This is a genomic window from Actinoplanes solisilvae (assembly GCF_003999975.1).
GTDB classification, from domain to species: domain Bacteria; phylum Actinomycetota; class Actinomycetes; order Mycobacteriales; family Micromonosporaceae; genus Actinoplanes; species Actinoplanes solisilvae.
This window is the reverse complement of the sequence record NZ_RJAC01000001.1, coordinates 1,174,071-1,191,923: the sequence shown is the minus strand read 5'-3', so window position 1 is coordinate 1,191,923 and position 17,853 is coordinate 1,174,071. Positions and strand designations below refer to the sequence as shown.

The 17,853-nt window shown below is 70.1% G+C and carries 16 protein-coding genes; 2 read left to right on the top strand and 14 right to left on the bottom strand.

What is annotated here, in order from left to right:
- Positions 1-86: 86 nt before the first annotated feature.
- From EER30_RS05700 to EER30_RS05690, 3 genes are all read right to left on the bottom strand, one after another.
- The gene (locus EER30_RS05700) at positions 87-896 is read right to left on the bottom strand and encodes an SAM-dependent methyltransferase (protein WP_127498854.1); all 810 of its coding nucleotides are present in this window, start codon (positions 894-896) and stop codon (positions 87-89) included.
- A 110-nt stretch (positions 897-1,006) separates the two neighbouring features.
- On the bottom strand, positions 1,007-2,641 hold the full coding sequence (locus tag EER30_RS05695; RefSeq protein WP_240669775.1) for a tetratricopeptide repeat-containing diguanylate cyclase: 1,635 nt from the start codon (positions 2,639-2,641) through the stop codon (positions 1,007-1,009).
- Between the two features lie 187 nt (positions 2,642-2,828).
- Positions 2,829-4,463, bottom strand: coding sequence for an MDR family MFS transporter (locus tag EER30_RS05690; RefSeq protein WP_127498853.1), 1,635 nt, complete (start codon positions 4,461-4,463; stop codon positions 2,829-2,831).
- 134 nt (positions 4,464-4,597) lie between these two features.
- On the opposite strand from EER30_RS05690, the gene EER30_RS05685 reads away from it, so the two are divergent.
- Entirely contained in the window at positions 4,598-5,197 is a 600-nt protein-coding gene (locus EER30_RS05685; protein WP_127498851.1) for a TetR family transcriptional regulator, read from the top strand.
- Here EER30_RS05685 and EER30_RS05680 read toward each other — a convergent pair.
- On the bottom strand, positions 5,194-5,751 hold the full coding sequence (locus EER30_RS05680) for a TetR/AcrR family transcriptional regulator (RefSeq protein WP_127498850.1): 558 nt from the start codon (positions 5,749-5,751) through the stop codon (positions 5,194-5,196). The genes EER30_RS05685 and EER30_RS05680 overlap by 4 nt on opposite strands.
- An 84-nt stretch (positions 5,752-5,835) precedes the next feature.
- On the opposite strand from EER30_RS05680, the gene EER30_RS05675 reads away from it, so the two are divergent.
- Complete coding sequence (locus EER30_RS05675; protein WP_127498848.1) at positions 5,836-6,588, top strand: dienelactone hydrolase family protein; 753 nt, start codon at positions 5,836-5,838, stop codon at positions 6,586-6,588.
- Here the strand turns inward: EER30_RS05675 and EER30_RS05670 are convergent.
- From EER30_RS05670 to EER30_RS05625, 10 genes are all read right to left on the bottom strand, one after another.
- Positions 6,585-6,935 carry a hypothetical protein gene (locus EER30_RS05670; protein WP_127498846.1) on the bottom strand — a complete coding sequence of 117 codons (351 nt, stop codon included), beginning with the start codon at positions 6,933-6,935 and terminating at the stop codon, positions 6,585-6,587. The two genes, EER30_RS05675 and EER30_RS05670, sit on opposite strands and share 4 nt — an antisense overlap.
- An 11-nt stretch (positions 6,936-6,946) precedes the next feature.
- A complete protein-coding gene (locus EER30_RS05665) occupies positions 6,947-7,978 on the bottom strand; it encodes a UDP-N-acetylglucosamine 2-epimerase (protein WP_127498844.1) in 1,032 nt (343 codons plus the stop codon).
- A gap of 203 nt (positions 7,979-8,181) precedes the next feature.
- On the bottom strand, positions 8,182-8,952 hold the full coding sequence (locus EER30_RS05660) for a hypothetical protein (RefSeq protein ID WP_127498842.1): 771 nt from the start codon (positions 8,950-8,952) through the stop codon (positions 8,182-8,184).
- A gap of 104 nt (positions 8,953-9,056) precedes the next feature.
- Positions 9,057-9,686: a GTP-binding protein gene (locus EER30_RS05655; RefSeq protein ID WP_240669773.1), complete on the bottom strand. Its 630-nt coding sequence runs from the start codon at positions 9,684-9,686 to the stop codon at positions 9,057-9,059.
- The gene (locus EER30_RS05650) at positions 9,664-10,125 is read right to left on the bottom strand and encodes a DUF742 domain-containing protein (RefSeq protein ID WP_127498840.1); all 462 of its coding nucleotides are present in this window, start codon (positions 10,123-10,125) and stop codon (positions 9,664-9,666) included. The genes EER30_RS05655 and EER30_RS05650 overlap by 23 nt, the downstream gene beginning before the upstream one ends.
- Positions 10,122-10,592, bottom strand: a complete 471-nt coding sequence (locus tag EER30_RS05645) for a roadblock/LC7 domain-containing protein (RefSeq protein ID WP_127498838.1) — start codon at positions 10,590-10,592, stop codon at positions 10,122-10,124. Before EER30_RS05645 ends, EER30_RS05650 begins: the two co-directional genes overlap by 4 nt.
- On the bottom strand, positions 10,589-13,531 hold the full coding sequence (locus EER30_RS05640; RefSeq protein ID WP_127498836.1) for a nitrate- and nitrite sensing domain-containing protein: 2,943 nt from the start codon (positions 13,529-13,531) through the stop codon (positions 10,589-10,591). Before EER30_RS05640 ends, EER30_RS05645 begins: the two co-directional genes overlap by 4 nt.
- Positions 13,518-14,600, bottom strand: coding sequence for a hypothetical protein (locus EER30_RS05635; RefSeq protein ID WP_240669771.1), 1,083 nt, complete (start codon positions 14,598-14,600; stop codon positions 13,518-13,520). The genes EER30_RS05640 and EER30_RS05635 overlap by 14 nt, the downstream gene beginning before the upstream one ends.
- A gap of 497 nt (positions 14,601-15,097) precedes the next feature.
- Entirely contained in the window at positions 15,098-16,768 is a 1,671-nt protein-coding gene (locus EER30_RS05630; protein ID WP_127498834.1) for a DUF885 domain-containing protein, read from the bottom strand.
- Between the two features lie 19 nt (positions 16,769-16,787).
- Positions 16,788-17,846 carry a PHP domain-containing protein gene (locus EER30_RS05625; protein WP_127498832.1) on the bottom strand — a complete coding sequence of 353 codons (1,059 nt, stop codon included), beginning with the start codon at positions 17,844-17,846 and terminating at the stop codon, positions 16,788-16,790.
- Between the last annotated feature and the right edge of the window lie 7 nt (positions 17,847-17,853).

Sequence of the window (17,853 nt, the reverse complement as noted above, 5' to 3'; positions counted from 1 at the left end):
ACGCCTCACACGAGCGTGCAGGCGTTGTCCGGCTCCGGCCGGGTCGTCCGGTTCCCCCGTGCCGGTCGGCCCGGCCGGTTGAGCCCTCAGGGCTTGCGCGCCACGCCCGACCAGTAGTACGCAGCCTTCGGGTTGTCGACCGGCTCGTCGGGGCGCCAGCTCGAGACCGGCACCAGGCCCGGCTCCAGCAGTTCCCAGTCGCCGAAGAAGCGGCGGACCTGCGACTCGGTGCGCGCGACCAGGGTCATGCCCGCACCGGTGGCGGCGGCCACGGCTTCGTTCACCTCGTCGGGAGCGAAATCGGCCGTCGGGTGGGTGATCGCCAGCAGGCTGCCCGAGGGCATTTTGTCGCGCAGGACGTCGACCGTGGACCAGGGGTCGTCCTCGTCGGCGATCAGCATGAGGATGGCGATCAGCGTGAGACCGATCGGCTCCGAGAAGTCGAGGGTTTCGTTCAGCACCTTGTCGGCGAGGATCGACTCGGGATCGCGCAGGTCGGCCGAGATGTACTCACTGCGGCCCTCGTCGGTGCTGATCATCAGGGCGCGTGCGTGGACCAGCACGATCGGGTCGTTGTCCACATAGACGACGCGGGCCTCGCGCGCGTGCCGCTGGGCGATCTCGTGCAGGTTGGGCCGGGTCGGAATGCCGGTGCCGACGTCGAGGAACTGCCGGACGCCTTCCTTCTTCACCAGGTCACGGGCGACCCGGTGGACGAACTTGCGGTTCTCGCCGGCCATGTAGCGCATGCCGGGAATCGCCTTGATCATGGCTTCGCCGACCGCGCGGTCGACGGCGAAGTTGTCCTTGCCGCCCAGCCAGTAGTCGTAGATGCGGGCGGAGTGGGGAACGTTGATGTTGACGCCCGGAGGCGCGACCTCGGGGGTGTCGCTCACATCCGCCTCCTCGCCCGACCCGCACCGGGCCGACAGTCCGTCAGTGCGGTAAAGAGTAACGGTCGAGGGCGATCAAAATCACGCCCGTCGCTGGGGCGAGAACGCGCAGCTCAGGCGGCCGAGGCGCGATCGCGGTAGGTGCGGGTCCTATCCGGATTGGGGGCTCCGCATACCACCCGGTCGCGGCCGCCGTGCTTCGCGGCGTAGAGGTGGCGGTCGGCTGTGGACAGCAGGCTCGGCTGCGAGAGCGTCTCGGCCTCGCCGACCCCGGCCACGCCGATGCTGACGGAGACTCGCAAGCCGCGCGTGATGCCGGCCCAGTCGTAGGCCGCGACCGCACGCCGGATGCCATCGATCTTGCCGCAGGCCTTCGACGGCGGACAGCCGGGCACGACGAGCAGGAACTCCTCGCCACCCATGCGGGCGACGAAGCCCTCGGGCGACACGGCGGCCAGCTCGGTCTCGAGCAGCTTCGCGACCTGCACGAGCACCTGGTCACCGACGTCGTGCGAGAGCTGGTCGTTGATCTGCTTGAAGTGGTCGAGGTCGACCAGGGCGACGGTCAGGTCGGGGTCAGCCCCGATCAGGCGCGGGAGCTGCTCGTCGATGAAGCGGCGGTTGCGCAGGCCGGTCAGCGGGTCGCGCCGGGCCTGCTCGCGGAAGCGCTCAGCCTCCTGCCGGGCCTCGGCGGTCTCGAAGAGCGCCTGCCGGGTGCGGGCCTGCGCCTCCTGCTGCCGCGACCGCAGCGCCTGGTGAGCCTCGAAGAACATCTTGTGAGCCTCGTACGCCTCGGCGAACTCACCACGGGCGGCGTGGAGCTCGGCCTGCTCCTGGTGGGTCTGCACGAGGAAATGGCCCAGGTCGCGGTCGGCACAGAGGCGGCGCGATTCGTCGAGAGTGTGTTGTGCCCTCTCGTACGCCCCCAGCCCGCGCTGCGCCCGAGCCAGGTTGAGCAGGTGTTCGGGCAGAGCGTCGGCGTCGTCACGGGCGGTCGAACGGTATTTCGCGATGCACGTCAGCATGGTGCGCTCGGCCGCGGCGAAGTGGCCGTTGCCCAGTTCGATCGCGCCGATCGTGTCAAGCACGGTGGAGTCGAGCTCAAAGCCGTGCGTGGCGGCGAGCGTGCGCAGCCGGGCGGCGGTGTGCTCGGCCAGCTCGTAGTTGCCGGCGGCGTGTTCCGAATAGGCGTAGTTGTTGAGCACGAACAGCCGCAGGTCGGGCCGGTCGAGCTCGACCGTCAGCCGCTCGGCCTGGTCGAACCGCTCGCGGGCGGCGAGCAGCGAGCCGGCGAAGGCCAACGCGTCGGCCAGCTTGGCCAGGTGCCAGATGCGCATGTGATCAGTGGCGGAGTCGTCGAGCAGCTCGACGCTGCGCACGGCGTGCTCGAGGCTCTGCGCCGCGTCGCCGAGGTGGCGGTGGATCGCGGACCAGACCAGATGGGTGCGGGCGGTGAGCTGGCGGACGTCATGGTCGACGGCCCACTGATGGATCTGCCAGATGAGCTGGGCGGCGTCGGCCACTTCACCGGCGCGCATGCGCATGTTGGCCTGGCTGAGCCGCGCGCGAGCGACCAGCGTCTCGTCGCCGAGATGGCGAGCCACGCGCTCATAACGTTCCGCGCGCGCGAGCATGGTGGCCGGGTCCCAGTGGATCTCGTCTTCCATCGCGAGGAGGGCGGCGTGCAGTCCCTGGGCGTCCACCGCCTCCGGCTCTGGGTCCACCTGGCCGACCCCCTTTCCGCTCATGGGCACGCTATTCGTCAGCTTCCCCGTGTGTTGAGGGAAACCGCAGGATCAGCGCTCCGCTTCCGAAGGCTAGCTCTGAGTGAGCCGTTGATCCCATGTTCACAAGCGTGAGCAATCTCGCCCATCAGAAATGAAAGGGCGGCGCCCGCCGCAGCGAGCGCCGCCCTCGGGGGACGGCCGGAAATGATCAGCGGATCAGGGGAGTGGGGATCTTGGCCGGATCGCCGGAGGCAGAGGGGGTGTCGGGGAGGGAGGCCGGGGAGCGGGTCGCGGGGTCCCCCGGGGTGTCGGTGTCGACCGTCGAGCGGAGCTCGGCCGGGCGCATCAGGGCGGCCGCGATCACGCCGACGACCGCGATCGCCGCGCTGATCAGGAAGATGTGGCCGGTCGCGTCGCCGTAGGCGGCCCGCACGATGTGCTGGATCGCGTCGGGCAGCGCCGCCAGGTTCAGCGTGCTGCCGCCGCTCGTGCTGCCGGCCGGGACGCCCGCGGCGGTCAGGTCGTGGGTGATCTGGTCGGAGACCCGGTGGGCGAGCACCGCGCCGAGGACCGAGACGCCGATCGTGCCGCCCAGCGAGCGGAAGAACGCGACCGTCGAGCTGGCCGCGCCGATGTCCTTGAGCGCCACCGTGTTCTGCACCGACAGCACCAGGTTCTGCATCGACATGCCGACGCCCACACCGACCAGGCCCATAGCCACCCCGACGTACCAGAGCGGGGTCTCATGGTCGAGCATCGAGAGCCCGGCAAAGCCGATGACCAGGGCAATCGTGCCGGTCAGGAGGTACGGCTTGAGCTTGCCGCTCTTGGTGATCATGCGGCCGGTGACCGTCGACGAGACCAGGATGCCGGCCATCATCGGGATCGTCAGCAGGCCCGCCTGGGTGGGGCTGTAACCGCGGCCGATCTGGAAATACTGACCGAGGAAGACCGCGCCGCCGAACATCGCCATGCCCACGGCCAGACTCGCGATGATCGCCAGTGCGGTGTTGCGCTTCTTCACGATGTCGAGCGGGACGACCGGCTCGGCGACCTTCGACTCGACCCGGATGGCCAGGGCGAGCAGCACCACGCCGGCGCCGACCATCGCGAGGGTCGGCCACGAGATCCAGCCGAACGAGTTGTCGACGAACGAGACCCAGACCAACAGGACGCTGACCCCGGCCGCGATGAGCCCGGCGCCCAAGTAGTCGATCTTCACGTTGGCCCGCCGGATGACCTCGAGGTTCAGGGTCTTCTGGAGCACGAAGAGGGCGATCACGGCGATCGGCGCGCCGATGAAGAAGCACCAGCGCCAGCCGAGCCAGTCGGTGTCGACGATCAGGCCGCCGAGCAGCGGGCCGCCGACCGTGGCCAGGGCCATCACGCCGCCCAGATAGCCGTTGTAACGGCCGCGCTCGCGCGGCGGGATCATCGCGGCGATCGCGACCTGGACCAGCGCCTGCACGCCGCCCATGCCGAGGCCCTGGAACGCGCGGGCGGCGATGAGCTGCCCGGCCGTCTGGGCGAAACCGGCCACGATCGAGCCGAGGACGAAGACCACGATCGCGACCTGGACCAGCAGCTTCTTGCTGTAGAGATCGGCCAGCTTGCCCCAGATGGGGGTCGAGGCGGTGGCGGTCAGCAGCGTGGCGGTGACCACCCAGGTGTACTGCGTCTGGGTGCCGTCGAGCGCGCCGATGATCCTGGGCAGGGCCGTCGAGACGATGGTCGAGCTGGCCATCGCTACGAAGAGCACCAGCAGGAGGCCGGAGAGCGCCTCCATGATCTGGCGGTGGGACATGGCGCCCGGTCGGACGCTCGTGGTGGTCGGGGCGCTCATCGCGCAGCCTCCGTGACAGTCGTGGGTGAAGCGCTGAAGCGCGAACCGGTTGCTTCATGCAACTATCTAAAAAGCTTGCCTATTGCGCAAGTTTGCGCTTTGAGAACGAAGTCACAGGCCGGTACCCTCACGTCATGAGCACCGCTGCCGAGCCCGGACTACGCGAGCGCAAGAAGGCCGCGACCAGGCAGGCCCTGCACGCGGCCGCGATGCGCCTGGCCATCGAGCACGGCTTCGACCGGGTCACCGTCGAGGCCGTCGCCGACGAGGCGGGCGTCTCCCGGCGTACGTTCTCGAACTATTTCGGCAGCAAGGAAGAGGCCCTGCTCTACGGGGACTACCAGCGCATCCACCTGTTGATCGAGCAGGTGCGGGCACGGCCGGCGGCCGAGACTCCCTGGGCGGCGCTCACCGCGGCGGCCGAGCAGTTCTATCTCAAGCTCGGCGACCTCGACCCGCAGTGGATCGCGCAGAGCCGTCTCGTGCGCGCTCAGCCCGCTCTGGTCGCGGCCCAGGTGCAGACCTTCGCGGCGCTCGAGCGCGACCTGTCCACCGAGATCGCGGCCCGCACCGGTGACGACCCTTCCGGCGTACGGGTGCGGATGACGTCGGCGGCCTTTCTCGCCTCCCTGCGGGTCGCGCTGCACATCTGGCTCGACAAGCCACCCGGCACGAACCTGTGGGACCTCGTCTCCGAAGCGCTGGCCGAGGCCGGCCGCGGCTTCGAGTCCTAGCGCGCGCCGAGACCGTCCAGCACGAGACTGAGCTGACGGCGCCACGCGTCCGGGTCGGCCGAGCTGCGCAGCACGCCGGCGTTCGCGCGCATCAGCAGACTGATGTCCTTGCGGGTGAAGTCGGGGCGCAGCCGGCCGGCCGCCTGAGCCCGCTCGATCACCTCGGTGGCGCCTCGCTGCGCCGTGGCCAGCAGCCCGGCGAGCCGCTCGTCCTCGTCGAACCCGCTGGTGACCAGCAGTTCGGACAGGCCCCGGTCGGTCGCCTGGATTTCGAACAGCCGGGTCAGATAGGTCACGAAGGCGGCCCACGGGTCGCGTTCGGCCAGCGCGCGTTCGGCCAGCTCGACATATCCTGTCATCTGACCCACGAAGACCTCGGCGATCAGGTCCCGCCGGGTCGGGAACCGCCGGTAGAGCGTCGCGTTGCCGACCCGGGCCCGCCGCGCGATCTCGTCGAGCGAGGCGTCGAGGCCGTGCTCGCCGAAGACCTCGCGGGCCGCGGCGAGAAGCGCGGCCCGGTTACGCTGCGCGTCGGCGCGCAGTCGATCTGCCATGAGGGACAGGGTACGACGAGACCGGGGATGCATCCCCGCTTGGTGCTACCGTCGCGATGATCGACAGGATTCCCGGAGGGCACCATGCTGACGACCGTGCAGATCCCGACCGCGGACGGCACCGCCGACGCCTACCTCGTGAAGCCCGACGGCCCCGGCCCGTACCCCGGCGTTCTTCTCTTCGCCGACGCCTTCGGGCTGCGGCCACGGATCGCCGAGATGGCCACCCGCATCGCTGATCGTGGCTATGCCGTGCTGGCCGTGAACCTGCTCTACCGCGGGGGTCCGTCGCCGCTCGTGCAGCCCGACGAGCTGACCGACGACCAGAAGCGCGACGCCGTGTTCGCCCGGCTGGGGCCGCTGATCCGAGGGCTGACCGCCGACCGCATCGCCGCGGACTCGGGCAGCTACCTCGACTTCCTCGCCGCCCAGGAAGGTGTGGCCGACCGGCCGGTGCTGGTTGTCGGCTACTGCATGGGCGGCACGAACGCGCTGCGGGCGATCGAGGCGCACCCCGACCGGATCACCGCCGTCGCGACCTTCCACGCCGGCCGCCTCGCCACCGACGACCCGGACAGCCCGCACCTGCGGGTCGGCGCGATCACCGGCGAGGCCTACTTCGCGCACGCCGACCACGACCCGTCGATGAACGCCGACCAGATCAGGGTGCTCGAGGCGGCCCTGGACGAGGCCGGGGTGACCTACACGTCCGAGGTCTACACCGGTGCGGCGCACGGCTTCACCATGTCGGACACCGCCCCGTACAACCGGGAGGCCGAGCAGCGGCACTGGGTGAACCTCTTCGCCCTGCTCGACCGCGCGCTGCCGGTGAGCTAATTCTCGTAGAGGCCGGGGAAGAATCGGTCGGTGGCGGTGACGTCGTAGACCTGCCGCACCTCGGTGATGCGGCCGCCGGCCACGGTCAGGAACTCCACCATCCGGGTCGTGCCGAACGGCGCGCGCAGGTCGTAGATCAGCGCCGCGCCGTCGTCGGCCCGGGTCAGCCCGACCACGGTGACCTCGTCGGCGAAGACCGCGATCCGGTGCAGCGTCTGAGTCAGCTCCTCGTCGTCGACCGGGGCGTCGAGGTTCCATTCGACCTCGGCGTCGGGCGCGAGCAGGTGCCGTACGGCGACCCGGTCGTCGCTGATCCACGAGCGGGACCAGAACCCCACGACATCCATCGGACTCTCCTTCATCGGACCGCGCCCGCCGTCGAGTGGGCGGGCATCGGGTCGGGGAACTGACCGTGACCGAGCAGTGCCGCGGCCGCCTGGGCAACGCGGTACGCGGCGAGGCCGTCACCGTAGGGGTTGCCGCCGGCCGCCATCGCGTCACGGCGTACGCGGCTCTCGAACAGCCGGGCCACCTCGCTCGCGATCGTCGCCGGGTCGGGGTCGACCAGCCTTGTGCTCCCGACGTGCAGGGTCTCCGAGTGGCGCGAGGCGGGTCCGATCATCAGCACCGGGCAGCCGGCGGCCAGCGACTCCTCGACCAGGTCCTCGTCGTCGGTGATCATGACGTAGGCCTGCGCGAGCAACGTGGCGAACTCCAAGCCGGGCGCGACGTCGGCGGCCCGTACGACTTCGAGGTGCCGGTGACGTCCGGCGAGATAGCGCACCGCGGGGCCGATCGCCTGGGCCCGCTCGACGCCCACGCCCAGCACCACCGTCCCGTACACACGGTGCCGGCCGGCGTTGGTCGCCGGGGCGAGGAACTCGGCCGCGTCCTGGGCGGTGCCGCCGGTCAGCAGCGTGTCGCCCGCGATCACGCGCTCGTCCAGCAGGTTCATCGCGGCGAGCGGGGTGGCCGCCAGGTGCACGGTGGTGACCTGGGCGAGCAGGCGGCACTGGGCCTCGTGGACGGTGGCCGAGCCCAGCTCGCCCGAGCGTCGTCCGGCGTCGATGGTCAGCACCGGGACGCGCCGCCAGAACGCCGCGAGCGCCGGGGCGAGCCCGTCCCGAACGATCACCGCGGCCGGGGTGCGGGCCGCCCACAGCTCGTCGAAACGGCTCATCGTCTCGTTCTGGCCGGTTCCGGAGGGCAGGGTGATCTGCGGGGTGAGCCCGAACGCGGCGAAGGTGCGGCCGACCGAGTCAGGGTCGGCGCCGGTGGCCAGCGGGACCGCGGTGAGTCGTTGCTGCTCCCGCATGGCCAGGGCGACCGGGGCGAGCCGCACCGCCTCGGCGGCGGAGCCGGCGACCAGATGGACTTCGGGAAGCGACATCGAACTCTCCGGGGGGCGGGAGCGGCCGGCCCGCGAAAGTCACGCGCCGTAAGGAGGAACGGCTCGGACGCTATTTCAGTTACGGAGAGTAATTCAAGGGCTGAGGGCTGGATGTGGCCGAAAGGGCTAACCCAGACATCTCAGATGGGCCAGAGCAGCCCAAACCGGTCGAGCAATTCCGACTGCGGTGAAACTACTCTGCGTCAACCCCGCGGGTTCTCGAGCAGTGAGGGGTCGTCGCGCAGCAGGGCCGCGAGGCGGCGGGCCGCGATCTCGGTCTCTTCCGGCCGCTCGACCTGCAGCGGGATCGGCTTGGGCAGCGGCGTCGGCATGCCGCGCTGCTCGGGTGCCGGGCGCGCCGGGGCATCGGGCTCGGCGGCGGCCGGGCGGTGCTGCTCGGGATCGATGCGCCGGGTCGCTCCGTGTGGATCTTCCGCGGGGACCGGGACCGGCGGCGGAGGTGTGGCCGCGAACGGGTGCGGCTGCGGGGCCGGCTGACCGTTGGTGGCCATGCCGAGGTCGCGCAGGCGGGCGCCGAGATCACGGGACGTCTCGCCGGGGTCGCGCGACGGGTAACGCGGGTCTTCCTGGGCGTCGAACGAGCCGTAGCGCCGCTCGGCCGTGTCGGACTCGGCGAAGTAGTGCTGGTCGGCGGGCCCCTGGCGGTAGCCGTCGTCGGTCTCGATGTCGAAATCGGCGTGACGGGGGCTCTCGTCGGGTGACAGTGCCGCCGCGCTCTCGGCGTTTACCTGCACCTGGCCGTCGGCGAGGTAGAAGTGCAGCAGGAGCGGATCGCCGGCGCCCTCGACGCCCACGCTCACGCCCAGCTCGGGATGGCGGGCGACGACCGCGGCGACCGCCTCGACCAGCTCGGTCACGGCCGCAGGGGTGCCCGGTGTCTCGCCCGTGGCGCGCCGACGCAGCTCGTCGCGACGCGCGAGCTTGTCGAGAGCGTCATCCAGTCCGCCGCGCACCTGATCGTCCTTCCGTAGCGGGTCACGCTGTTACCACTCTGCCCGCTCGCAGGCCGATTTGGGAACCTCGATCTCAGCGACTCGCCGCACACCCGTCGTCAGGGTTACGACGACTTCTGGCGGATCGCCTTGTCGAGGGCCTGGTCGAGCACGACGAGCAGCGCATCCCTGACCGAGCCACGGAAACGGGCATCGAAGGAGAGCACCGGCACGTCTTCGCGAACGGCGAGTGCCCAGCGTACTTCGTCCAGGCTGTAGGTCATTTGCCCGTTGAAGGTGTTGACGCCGACCACGAACGGAAGCCCGGCACGCTCGAAGTAGTCCACCGCCGGATAGCAGTCGTCGATCCGGTTCGTGTCCACCACGACCAACGCGCCGAGGGCACCCTTGATCAGGTCGTCCCACATGAAGGCGAACCGCGACTGCCCCGGCGTGCCGAAGATGTAGAGCTTCAGCGTCTGGTCGATCGTGAGTACGCCGAAGTCCATCGCGATGGTCGTCGTCGTCTTCATCGTCGCCTGGCCCGGGTCGTCGATGCCCACCGACGCGGAGGTCATCTCGGCCTCGGTGGTCAGCGGGGAGATCTCCGAGATGGCGCCGACGGTGGTCGTCTTACCCACCCCGAAGCCGCCGGCCACGATGATTTTGACCGGTACGGGCGCCTTCTTCGGACGGCCGCCACTTCCCATCGCGGCGGTGCCGACGACGCGGTCAGGTGATTGCTCGAAGTCCACGGATCACTCGCATGATGGTCTCAGGGTCGGGGGTCTCGTTGTCCAGCACGTGCACGTCCAGTTGCCCGGCGGCCCGCAGGTCGCCGACGAGGATGCGGGTGACGCCGAGATGCAGGCGCAACCGGGCGGAGATCTCCGCCACGGAGACGGGTTCGCCACAGAGACCCACTATGGCTCGCATCTCGGGGGAGAGACGGACCGGACCGGCGGAAGGGCTGACGGTTACCTGGGTCTCCATCCCGATGTTGGGATCGGCACCGTCGGTGCGCCCGGACGTGATGACGAACGGACGCAGAGCAGTGGTCTGCTCGCCGGCCGGTGGCTGGTCGTCGCGGTGCGCGGGACGGTAGCCGCCGGCCGAGAGCGCGCCGGACTGCAGGAAGGGCCGGACACTCGGCCGAGCCGGGTGTGCCGGGTCGTCGGGGTCCGGATATGTCATTGCTGAACGGCGTTCTTCAGTTCGGCGATCAGGCGCGGGCTCAGGGCACCACCGGCGCGGGTGGCGAAGAGCGTCATCTCGTACGCCAGGGTGCCGAGATTCGCCGAGCGGTCCGCGATGACCCCGAGCACCGATCCCGCGCTGATCGCCGTGACCAGCAGGTACCCGTCAGCCATGTCGATGATGACCCGGTTGAGCGAGCCCAGCCTGTACCAGCTCGCGGCACCGCCGGCGAGGCTCGTCAGACCCGAGACAACCGCGGCGAGGCGCTCCGCGTTCGGCCGGTCCTTGATCGCCGACATCGCCATCAACAGGCCGTCGGACGACACCGCGATGGCCTCGATCACGCCGGCCGTGCCGGAGGTGAAGGAGTCCAGCAGCCAGTTGAAGGTCTTGGCCTCGGCGCTCAGTTGTGACTGGGCATAGTCGCGGCCGTTACCGGTGTCGGTGCTGTAGGGGGAAGTCATCGCGGTTGTCCCTCGGGTTGTGGCTTAGTTTCGTTCAGCGCGAGTGCGACTCCGTACTCGAACTGTTCCATCAGGGCTCGGGCTTCGTCCGGGTTCAGCGGCAGGCTCGGCGAGGCCGGTGGCGGATAGTTCGGCTCGTCCATCGGCAGCGTGGCGCCCGGCACCCGGCGGGCGAGGGGCGAGTGCCCGGCCGACGGCGGTGACGACATCTGCGTCTCGGCGGCGTCCCACTGCGCCCGGTTGACTCCGGCCTCGAAGTCGTCGAACGCGGCCCGCGCGGCGAGCGCGTCGTTCTGCGACGGCGGACGGCTCGGCACGGGGCGGCCGCCCTCTTCCGGAAGCTGGCTGCCCGGAATACGACGACGCAACGGGCCGGTGGGCTCGGCCTGCGGCTGCTGAGGCTGGGCCTGCGGCTGCTGGTATTGCGGCTGGGGCACCTCCGCGGGACGCTGCTCGGGCATCGACGGCTGCTGGTACGCCTGGGGAGCGTACCGGTAATCGTCGTCGTTCGTACGCTGCTGCGGAATGGCCGGTACGACCGGTGCCGCCTCGACGGCGGGCTGCGTCCACGTGGCCTGCGGCGGCGTCGGCTGCTGCTGGTGCCACGCGCTCGGACCGGCGGCCGGCAGCTCCGGCATCGCCGCCGGGACGCGGCCCGCGACCGGAGCGTTCAGGTCGTAGTCGGACGCGACCATCGGCTGCTGATAGGCGACCGGTTCCTGATAGGCGACCGGCTGCTGGTAGGCGACCGGCTGCTGGTAGGCGACCGGCTGCTGGTAGGCCGGCCCCGGGGTGTAGACCGTCTCGGCCTCGTAGACGGGCTGCCCGGCGTACGGGTCGGCCGGGGTCTCGACCACCGGAGCGCCGGCCCGGGCCGGGGCGAACGCGTTCCACGACCGTCCGGTCTCGAGGGTCTGGGTCGCCCGGTGGAGCACGTTGGCGTCGAACGGCTGCTGGCTGCCCGGCACCGAGGCCCGCGCCGCGGATCCCGCGATGACCTGCGCGAACTCGGCGGTGTGGTAGCTCGGCGGCACGTTCGGCGTGACCACCGGCGGGAACGGCGGAGCCTGCGGCGCGGTGGTGCTCGTGACCCGGGCGATCAGGTGCGACGGGTTCAGGTCGATCCACGCCGTGATGCCGCCGCCGTGAGTCTCGGTCAGGGTGACCTCGATGCCGTGCCGGCGGGCGAGCCGGCCGACCACGAACAGGCCGAGCACCTCACTGGGGGCGAGGTCGAGACGCTCGCGGCGGGTGAGCCGGGCGTTCTCCTCGACGAGCCGCTCGGGCGGCATGCCGAGGCCCTGGTCGACGATCGAGAGCCGGGCGCCTCCGCGCAGCTCGGTCGCGCTGATCACGACGCGGGTCTGCGGCGGCGAGAACGACGTCGCGTTCTCCATCAGCTCGGCGAGCAGCAGGGTCAGGTCGGCCAGGACGGCCGGGACGACCACGATCTCCTCGGGGACGTCGACGTCCACACGGGTGTAGTCCTCGATCTCACCGAGGGCGAGACGCACGACGTCCTGCAGGGCCAGCGGGGCCATGTGCTCGTTCGCGCCGGCGCCGCCGGAGAGCACAACGAGGCTGGACGCGTTCCGGCGCAGACGGCTGGACATGTGGTCGAGGCGGTAGAGCTCGGAGAGGCGGTCGCTGTCGGTCTCGCGGCGCTCCAGGTTGTCGATCAGCGCGAGCTGGCGGCCGACCAGGTTCTGGGTGCGGCGTCCGACGTGCGCGAACATCTGGGCGACGTTGCGCCGGCCGAGCACCTGCCGCTCCACCAGCCGCACGGCGGTGGTCTGCACGCGGTCGAACGCGCGGGCCAGGTCGCCGATCTCGTCCTGGGCCTCGACGTCGACCGGGTCGAGGCGGATCGGGCGGACCGACTCGGCGTCGTCGTCGGCCACCCTTTCGAGCTCGGCCTCGGCGGCGCGGGCGATCCGGTCGGCCGAGGTGGTGAGACGGCGCAGCGGCCGGGCCACGGCGCGGGCCATGAAGAGGCTCAGCAGAACCACGAGCAGCAGCAGGACCAGCGAGCCGCCACCGATGAGGAACGCGTCGCGGATGGCGGCATCGCGGTTGTTGGTCACGATCGCGTCCACGTCCGCGGCGACGCGCTTCTCGACGAAGCCACCGAGGACGAGCACCGACTGCAGCGACGGGAACAGTGTCTCGATCTTGAGCTGCTGGATGGCGGTGATCGGGTCGGTCGCCGCGATCGCGAGGAACTGCGAGCCGACGCGGGACGAGAACGCGTCCTGCGCGCCCAGGTACAGCTTGTACTGGCTGTCGGTGAAGAACGCCTCGGCGTTCGCGATGACCTGCTGGAGCTGGATCAGCGACTGCGAGAAGAGCCCGATGAGGCCCGCGTTGTTGGTCTTCACGGCCGCGACCAGGTAGCCGGAGGCCTGGCTGATCAGGTCGTCACTGCGCAGCGCCTGCTCGAGGGCGAACAGCTGCCGGCCGACACCGGTCTTGAGGTCGGCGTTCGTCGACAGCGCGAGTCCGTTGATGACCGGCGTGATGAGCTTGGTGAACTCGTCGACGATCGCGTTCGGCAGGATCGCGCCGTTCAGCACGTTGAGCCGGGTGTTGTCGAGCTTGGTGAGGTTGCGCAGGGCCCGAGCCAGATCCCGCGAGACAGTCTCGCCGCCGTCGTCCACGCGGGCCACGGCGTCGCGGGCGGCGGCGCTCTGCACGACCAGGTCGGAGCGGTCGACGAGCTGGAAGAGGTAGCCGACCGAGAGCAGGCGTTCCTCCTGGAGCTCCTGCACGGCCGTGCCGACCCGGGTGGCCAGAGCCACGGTGTCCGAGGTGTTCTGTGCGTCCGTGGCGGCCGAGACACGGTTGACGATGACCGGCACGCTCAGCGCCACGACGCCGAGAAGGGGTACGAGGACGAGCAGGGCGAGCTTGCCCAGGATGCGGAACTTACCGAATAGCACCGGACCGCTCCCGCCGTGTCTGGTCGTGGTCGCCGTAGCCCGGCGCCTGGTCGTACGGGTTCGGGCTGCCGTAGGGGCTACCCGAGCGGTTGCTCATCGCGACGTCGCGGGTGGATTCGCCGACCGGGCGCTCGGGACTCGCCTCGGTCTCACGGCGGCGGTTGAAGGACGGCCAGAGCAGGGCGCCCAGCACCAGCAGCAGGGCGAGCGCGCCCATGATGACCGCCTCGGTGCGCCGGTAGTTCAGCGAGGAGAGGCGGTCGTCGAGCAGACGGTCGGTCTCCTTCAGCGTGGTGCCGGAGAGGCTGTTGAGCGCCGTCTGCAGGGTGGACTGGGCGGTGGACATGGTGGCGGCGTTCGGGGTGCCACCCGGGTTGGCGCCACGGCTCATCGATTCGACGCCGCGACGGAACGAGTCGAGCGAGTTGACCAGGCTGCCGCTCAGCGTCTGGCTCTTGGTGTCGTCCACCGCGGCCTGCAGGTTCTCGGTGAGCTGCTTGACCGAGTCCTGCACGGCGATGACCTCGTGGCCGAACTGCGCCTGCACCTGGCCGCGGCTGGCGGCGGGCAGGCCCTGCAGCAGGTTGGCGTAGTCGCCCATCCGGTTCACCCGTACGACCGTGGTCGGCATGTCGATCGCCACGGCCTGCTGGAGGTTCGAGATGTCGCCGTCGGGGTCGCGGTTGAGCTCGGCGTTGCGCCGGACGGCGGCGTAGAGGGCCAGGGTCAGGTCGGTCACCTCGACGTGGGCGTTGAGGATGTTGACCGAGCCGGTGACCTTCGGCAGCTTGCTGATCTTGCTCTTCAGGTCGGCCCAGCGGTCCTGGGTCCGCAGCTCGGCGCCGAGTTTGGCGTCCACGGCGGACACCTGGGCCACCGCGGGGGCCAGGGTCGGCGGGGGCTTGCTGACGCCCTGGATGCCCGTGGACTGCGATTCCGCGAGCGCGTTGACCAGCGGGGTGAGTGCGGTGATGTACTCCACACCCTTCTTCTCCATCTCGGTGCTGCCGCGCTTGTCAGAATTGTCGGTCCAAACTCGACCGAACAGGACCGCGGTCGGCACAAGCACCAAAACCGTCAAAATCACCGCGAGTGCGGAGCCTAAACGGGTTCGCCGGCTGTTCATTGCTTTCGTCCTCCGCCATGCAACACGCGATGAGCCGTTATTGCGGCTACTTTCCGTAGCCGTGAGGCGCACGGATCCGGGCCAATCTATCCGAGAAAACCTCAGTAAACCCCTTTCCAAGGGACGGAACTCTCTCGGCTGATCGGGGGATACAGGGTGCCGTTGTCCTCGTTGTAACGAGCGTTCAGTTCCGTTACCGGGGCCAGAATCCCAGCCCACGCCGGTTCCGGAAGACGGAAAAGTTACCGCGGCGATGGTAACTGCACGGACGCCGGACGAAAAGTCACAAGATCCATAAAGGATATCTGATAAGACCCGAATCAATTAAACAGTCCGTAGTGGACTGATCGCTCACAGCAAGGAAATGCCGGAAAGTGCTGGACCGCTCACGGGGAAGCGGGCTTTTCCCCGGCGCGAACCGGGGAAAAGCCCGAAACGGGTCAGATGCGGGCGAGTGCCTTGCGCAGGGGATCAAGACCGACGGAACCAAGATTTAACGCGTCCCGATGGAATGTCTTCAAATCGAAATCTGCGCCCTTGCGACGGCGGGTCTCCTCGCGAGCCTGCAGCCAGATCCGCTCGCCGATCTTGTACGACGGCGCCTGTCCCGGCCAGCCGAGGTAACGCTTCCACTCGAAGCGCAGCGTCTTCTCCTCCATGCGAGTGTGCGCACGCAAGAACTCCCAGCCGAGCTCCGGCGTCCAGCGTTCGCCCGGGTGGAAACCGAACGGGTTGTCCCGCGGGATCTCGAGCTCGAGGTGCATGCCGATGTCGACGATCACCCGGGTGGCCCGCAGCGCCTGCGCGTCGAGCATGCCGAGCCGGTCGCCCGGGTCGCCGAGGTAACCCAGCTCGTCCATCAGCCGCTCGGCGTAGAGGGCCCAGCCTTCGCCGTGCCCCGAACACCAGCACAGCAGCCGCTGCCAGCGGTTGAGCGTGTCGGCCCGCAGCAGCGCCTGGCTGATCTGCAGGTGATGGCCCGGCACCCCCTCGTGATAGACCGTGGTGACCTCGCGCCAGGTGGAGAACTCGGTGACCCCCTCGGGCACCGCCCACCACATGCGACCGGGCCGGCTGAAGTCCTCACTCGGGCCGGTGTAGTAGATGCCGCCGTCACTGGTCGGCGTCAGGCAGCACTCGATGCGGCGCGCGGGCGGCTCGATGTCGAAGTGGGTGCCGTTCAGCTCGGAGATCGCCTTGTCGGCCAGCGCCTGCATCCAGTCGCGGAAAGCCTCCTTGCCTGGAATGCTGCGCGCCGGGTCGGCGTCGAGCGCGGCGACCGCCTCGTCGATCGTCGCGCCCGAGCCGGCGATCGCGGCCGACGTCGCCCGCATCTCCTGCTCGATCCGGAAGAGCTCGGCGAAGCCCCACTCGTACGTCTCCTGCAGGTCGACCTTGGCCCCGAGGAAATACTGCGACGCGAGCTCGTAGCGCTCGAGGCCGGCGGCCTCCTTCTCGCGGCCGCGGGGCGCCAGGTCACGCCGCAGGAACTCGGCGAAATCAGCGGTGGCCGCGGTGGCCGCCTCGGCGCCGCGGTTCAGCTCGGCCGCGAGCGCGCCGCTCGCGTCGACCCGCCCGGCCAAGCCGCGATAGAAGTCGTCGCGGTCGGGATCGGTCCAGGCGTCGCACTGCTCGGCGACCGCCAGCAACTGCGCGCGGGCGCTGATGCGGCCCGCGTCCGCCTCCTCGAGCAGGGTGCGGCGGTATTGGTCGAGCGCGTGCGGCAGGTCGGTGAGCCGCGCCGCGATGTTGGCGACCGCCTCCTCGCCCTCGGTCGGCATCACGTCGAAGACGCCGCGCAAGGCGTGCAGCCCGCTCGTGATGACGCTGACCGCGCTCCGCGAGAAGCCGGCCTCGTCGGTGGCCAGCTCGAGGCCGAGCCGCTCCATCATCGCGTCCTTGGCGACCGCCTCGGTCTCGTGCTCGGGCTCGATCAGGTCGAGCTGGATGAGGGTGCGCCGGGTCAGCTCGGTCTGGGCGGCGAAGCCTTCGGGCGAGAGGTCGTCGGTCCGGTTGTCGTGCCCGGCGATGCCGACGTAGGTGGCGCCGATCGGGCTGAGCCGGGCCCACTCGTCGACGTAGTTCTCGGCTAGGTCATCAATTCGTCCCACGCGCCGACCCTACGGGTTTTCACACGTGCCCGGCGGTCCACTTCAGCAGGCGATCCATCGGCCAGGTGTTGACCACCTGCTCGACCGGCACACCGCAGAGCGCGGCCCGCTCGCAGCCGAACCGCAGCCAGTCGAGCTGGCCGGGAGCGTGCGCGTCGGTGTCGATGCTGAACAGGCAGCCCGCCTCGACCGCGACGGTCAGCATCCGTTTCGGCGGGTCCAGCCGGTCGGGCCGCGAGTTGATCTCGATGGCCTTGCCGTGCTCGAGAGCCGCGGCGATCACCCGGTCGAGGTCGAACGTGCTCGGGGGCCGGGTGCGGCCGCCGCGGTGGGCGCGGTCGCCTTCCCCCGCCGCCGACACCTTCCGGCCGGTCATGTGGCCCAGGATGTCCAGGTGGGGATTGGACAGCGCCTTCACCATCCGCTTGGTCATCCGCGGCGACTCGTCGCGCAACTTGCTGTGCACCGAGCCGACGACCACGTCGAGCCGGGCCAGCAGCGCGTCCTCCTGATCGAGGGAGCCGTCGTCGAGAATGTCGACCTCGATGCCGGTGAGGATGCGGAAGCCGTCGGGCAGCGCGTCGTTCAGCTTGGCCACGTAGTCGAGCTGGCGGCGCAACCGGGCCGGGGTCAGCCCGCGGGCCACGGTGAGGCGGGGCGAGTGGTCGGTGAGCACCAGGTATTCGTGGCCCAGTTCGACCGCGGCCAGCGCCATCTCCTCGATCGGTGAGCCGCCGTCCGACCAGTCCGAGTGGGCGTGGCAATCGCCCCGCAGGGCCTCGCGCAGCTTCAGGGCCGCACCCATCAGGTCGGAGCCCTCGGTGGACTCGAGCCGGCGCAGGTAGACCGGCTCCTCACCGGCGAGCGACTCGGCGACGCAGCGGGCCGTGACGTCGCCGACGCCGGAGAGCTCGCTCAGCGTGCCGGCCGCGGCGCGCTCGGCCAGCTCGGTCACCGGCAGGGCGGCGATCGTCGTGGCGGCCGAGCGGAACGCGCGCACCCGATAGGTCGCCTCGTTCGCGCGTTCCAGCAGGAACGCGATGCGCCGCAGGTCGGCCACCGGATCACGAGATGCCATGGCCCTA

Bases quoted from the DNA above. Each gene is read 5' to 3' on its own strand.
- EER30_RS05695 (WP_240669775.1), bottom strand. From the start codon at position 2,641: ATGAGCGGAAAGGGGGTCGGCCAGGTGGACCCAGAGCCGGAGGCGGTG.
- EER30_RS05690 (WP_127498853.1), bottom strand. From the start codon at position 4,463: ATGAGCGCCCCGACCACCACGAGCGTCCGACCGGGCGCCATGTCCCAC.
- EER30_RS05685 (WP_127498851.1), top strand. From the start codon at position 4,598: ATGAGCACCGCTGCCGAGCCCGGACTACGCGAGCGCAAGAAGGCCGCG.
- EER30_RS05680 (WP_127498850.1), bottom strand. From the start codon at position 5,751: ATGGCAGATCGACTGCGCGCCGACGCGCAGCGTAACCGGGCCGCGCTT.
- EER30_RS05675 (WP_127498848.1), top strand. From the start codon at position 5,836: ATGCTGACGACCGTGCAGATCCCGACCGCGGACGGCACCGCCGACGCC.
- EER30_RS05670 (WP_127498846.1), bottom strand. From the start codon at position 6,935: ATGGATGTCGTGGGGTTCTGGTCCCGCTCGTGGATCAGCGACGACCGG.
- EER30_RS05665 (WP_127498844.1), bottom strand. From the start codon at position 7,978: ATGTCGCTTCCCGAAGTCCATCTGGTCGCCGGCTCCGCCGCCGAGGCG.
- EER30_RS05650 (WP_127498840.1), bottom strand. From the start codon at position 10,125: ATGACATATCCGGACCCCGACGACCCGGCACACCCGGCTCGGCCGAGT.
- EER30_RS05645 (WP_127498838.1), bottom strand. From the start codon at position 10,592: ATGACTTCCCCCTACAGCACCGACACCGGTAACGGCCGCGACTATGCC.
- EER30_RS05625 (WP_127498832.1), bottom strand. From the start codon at position 17,846: ATGGCATCTCGTGATCCGGTGGCCGACCTGCGGCGCATCGCGTTCCTG.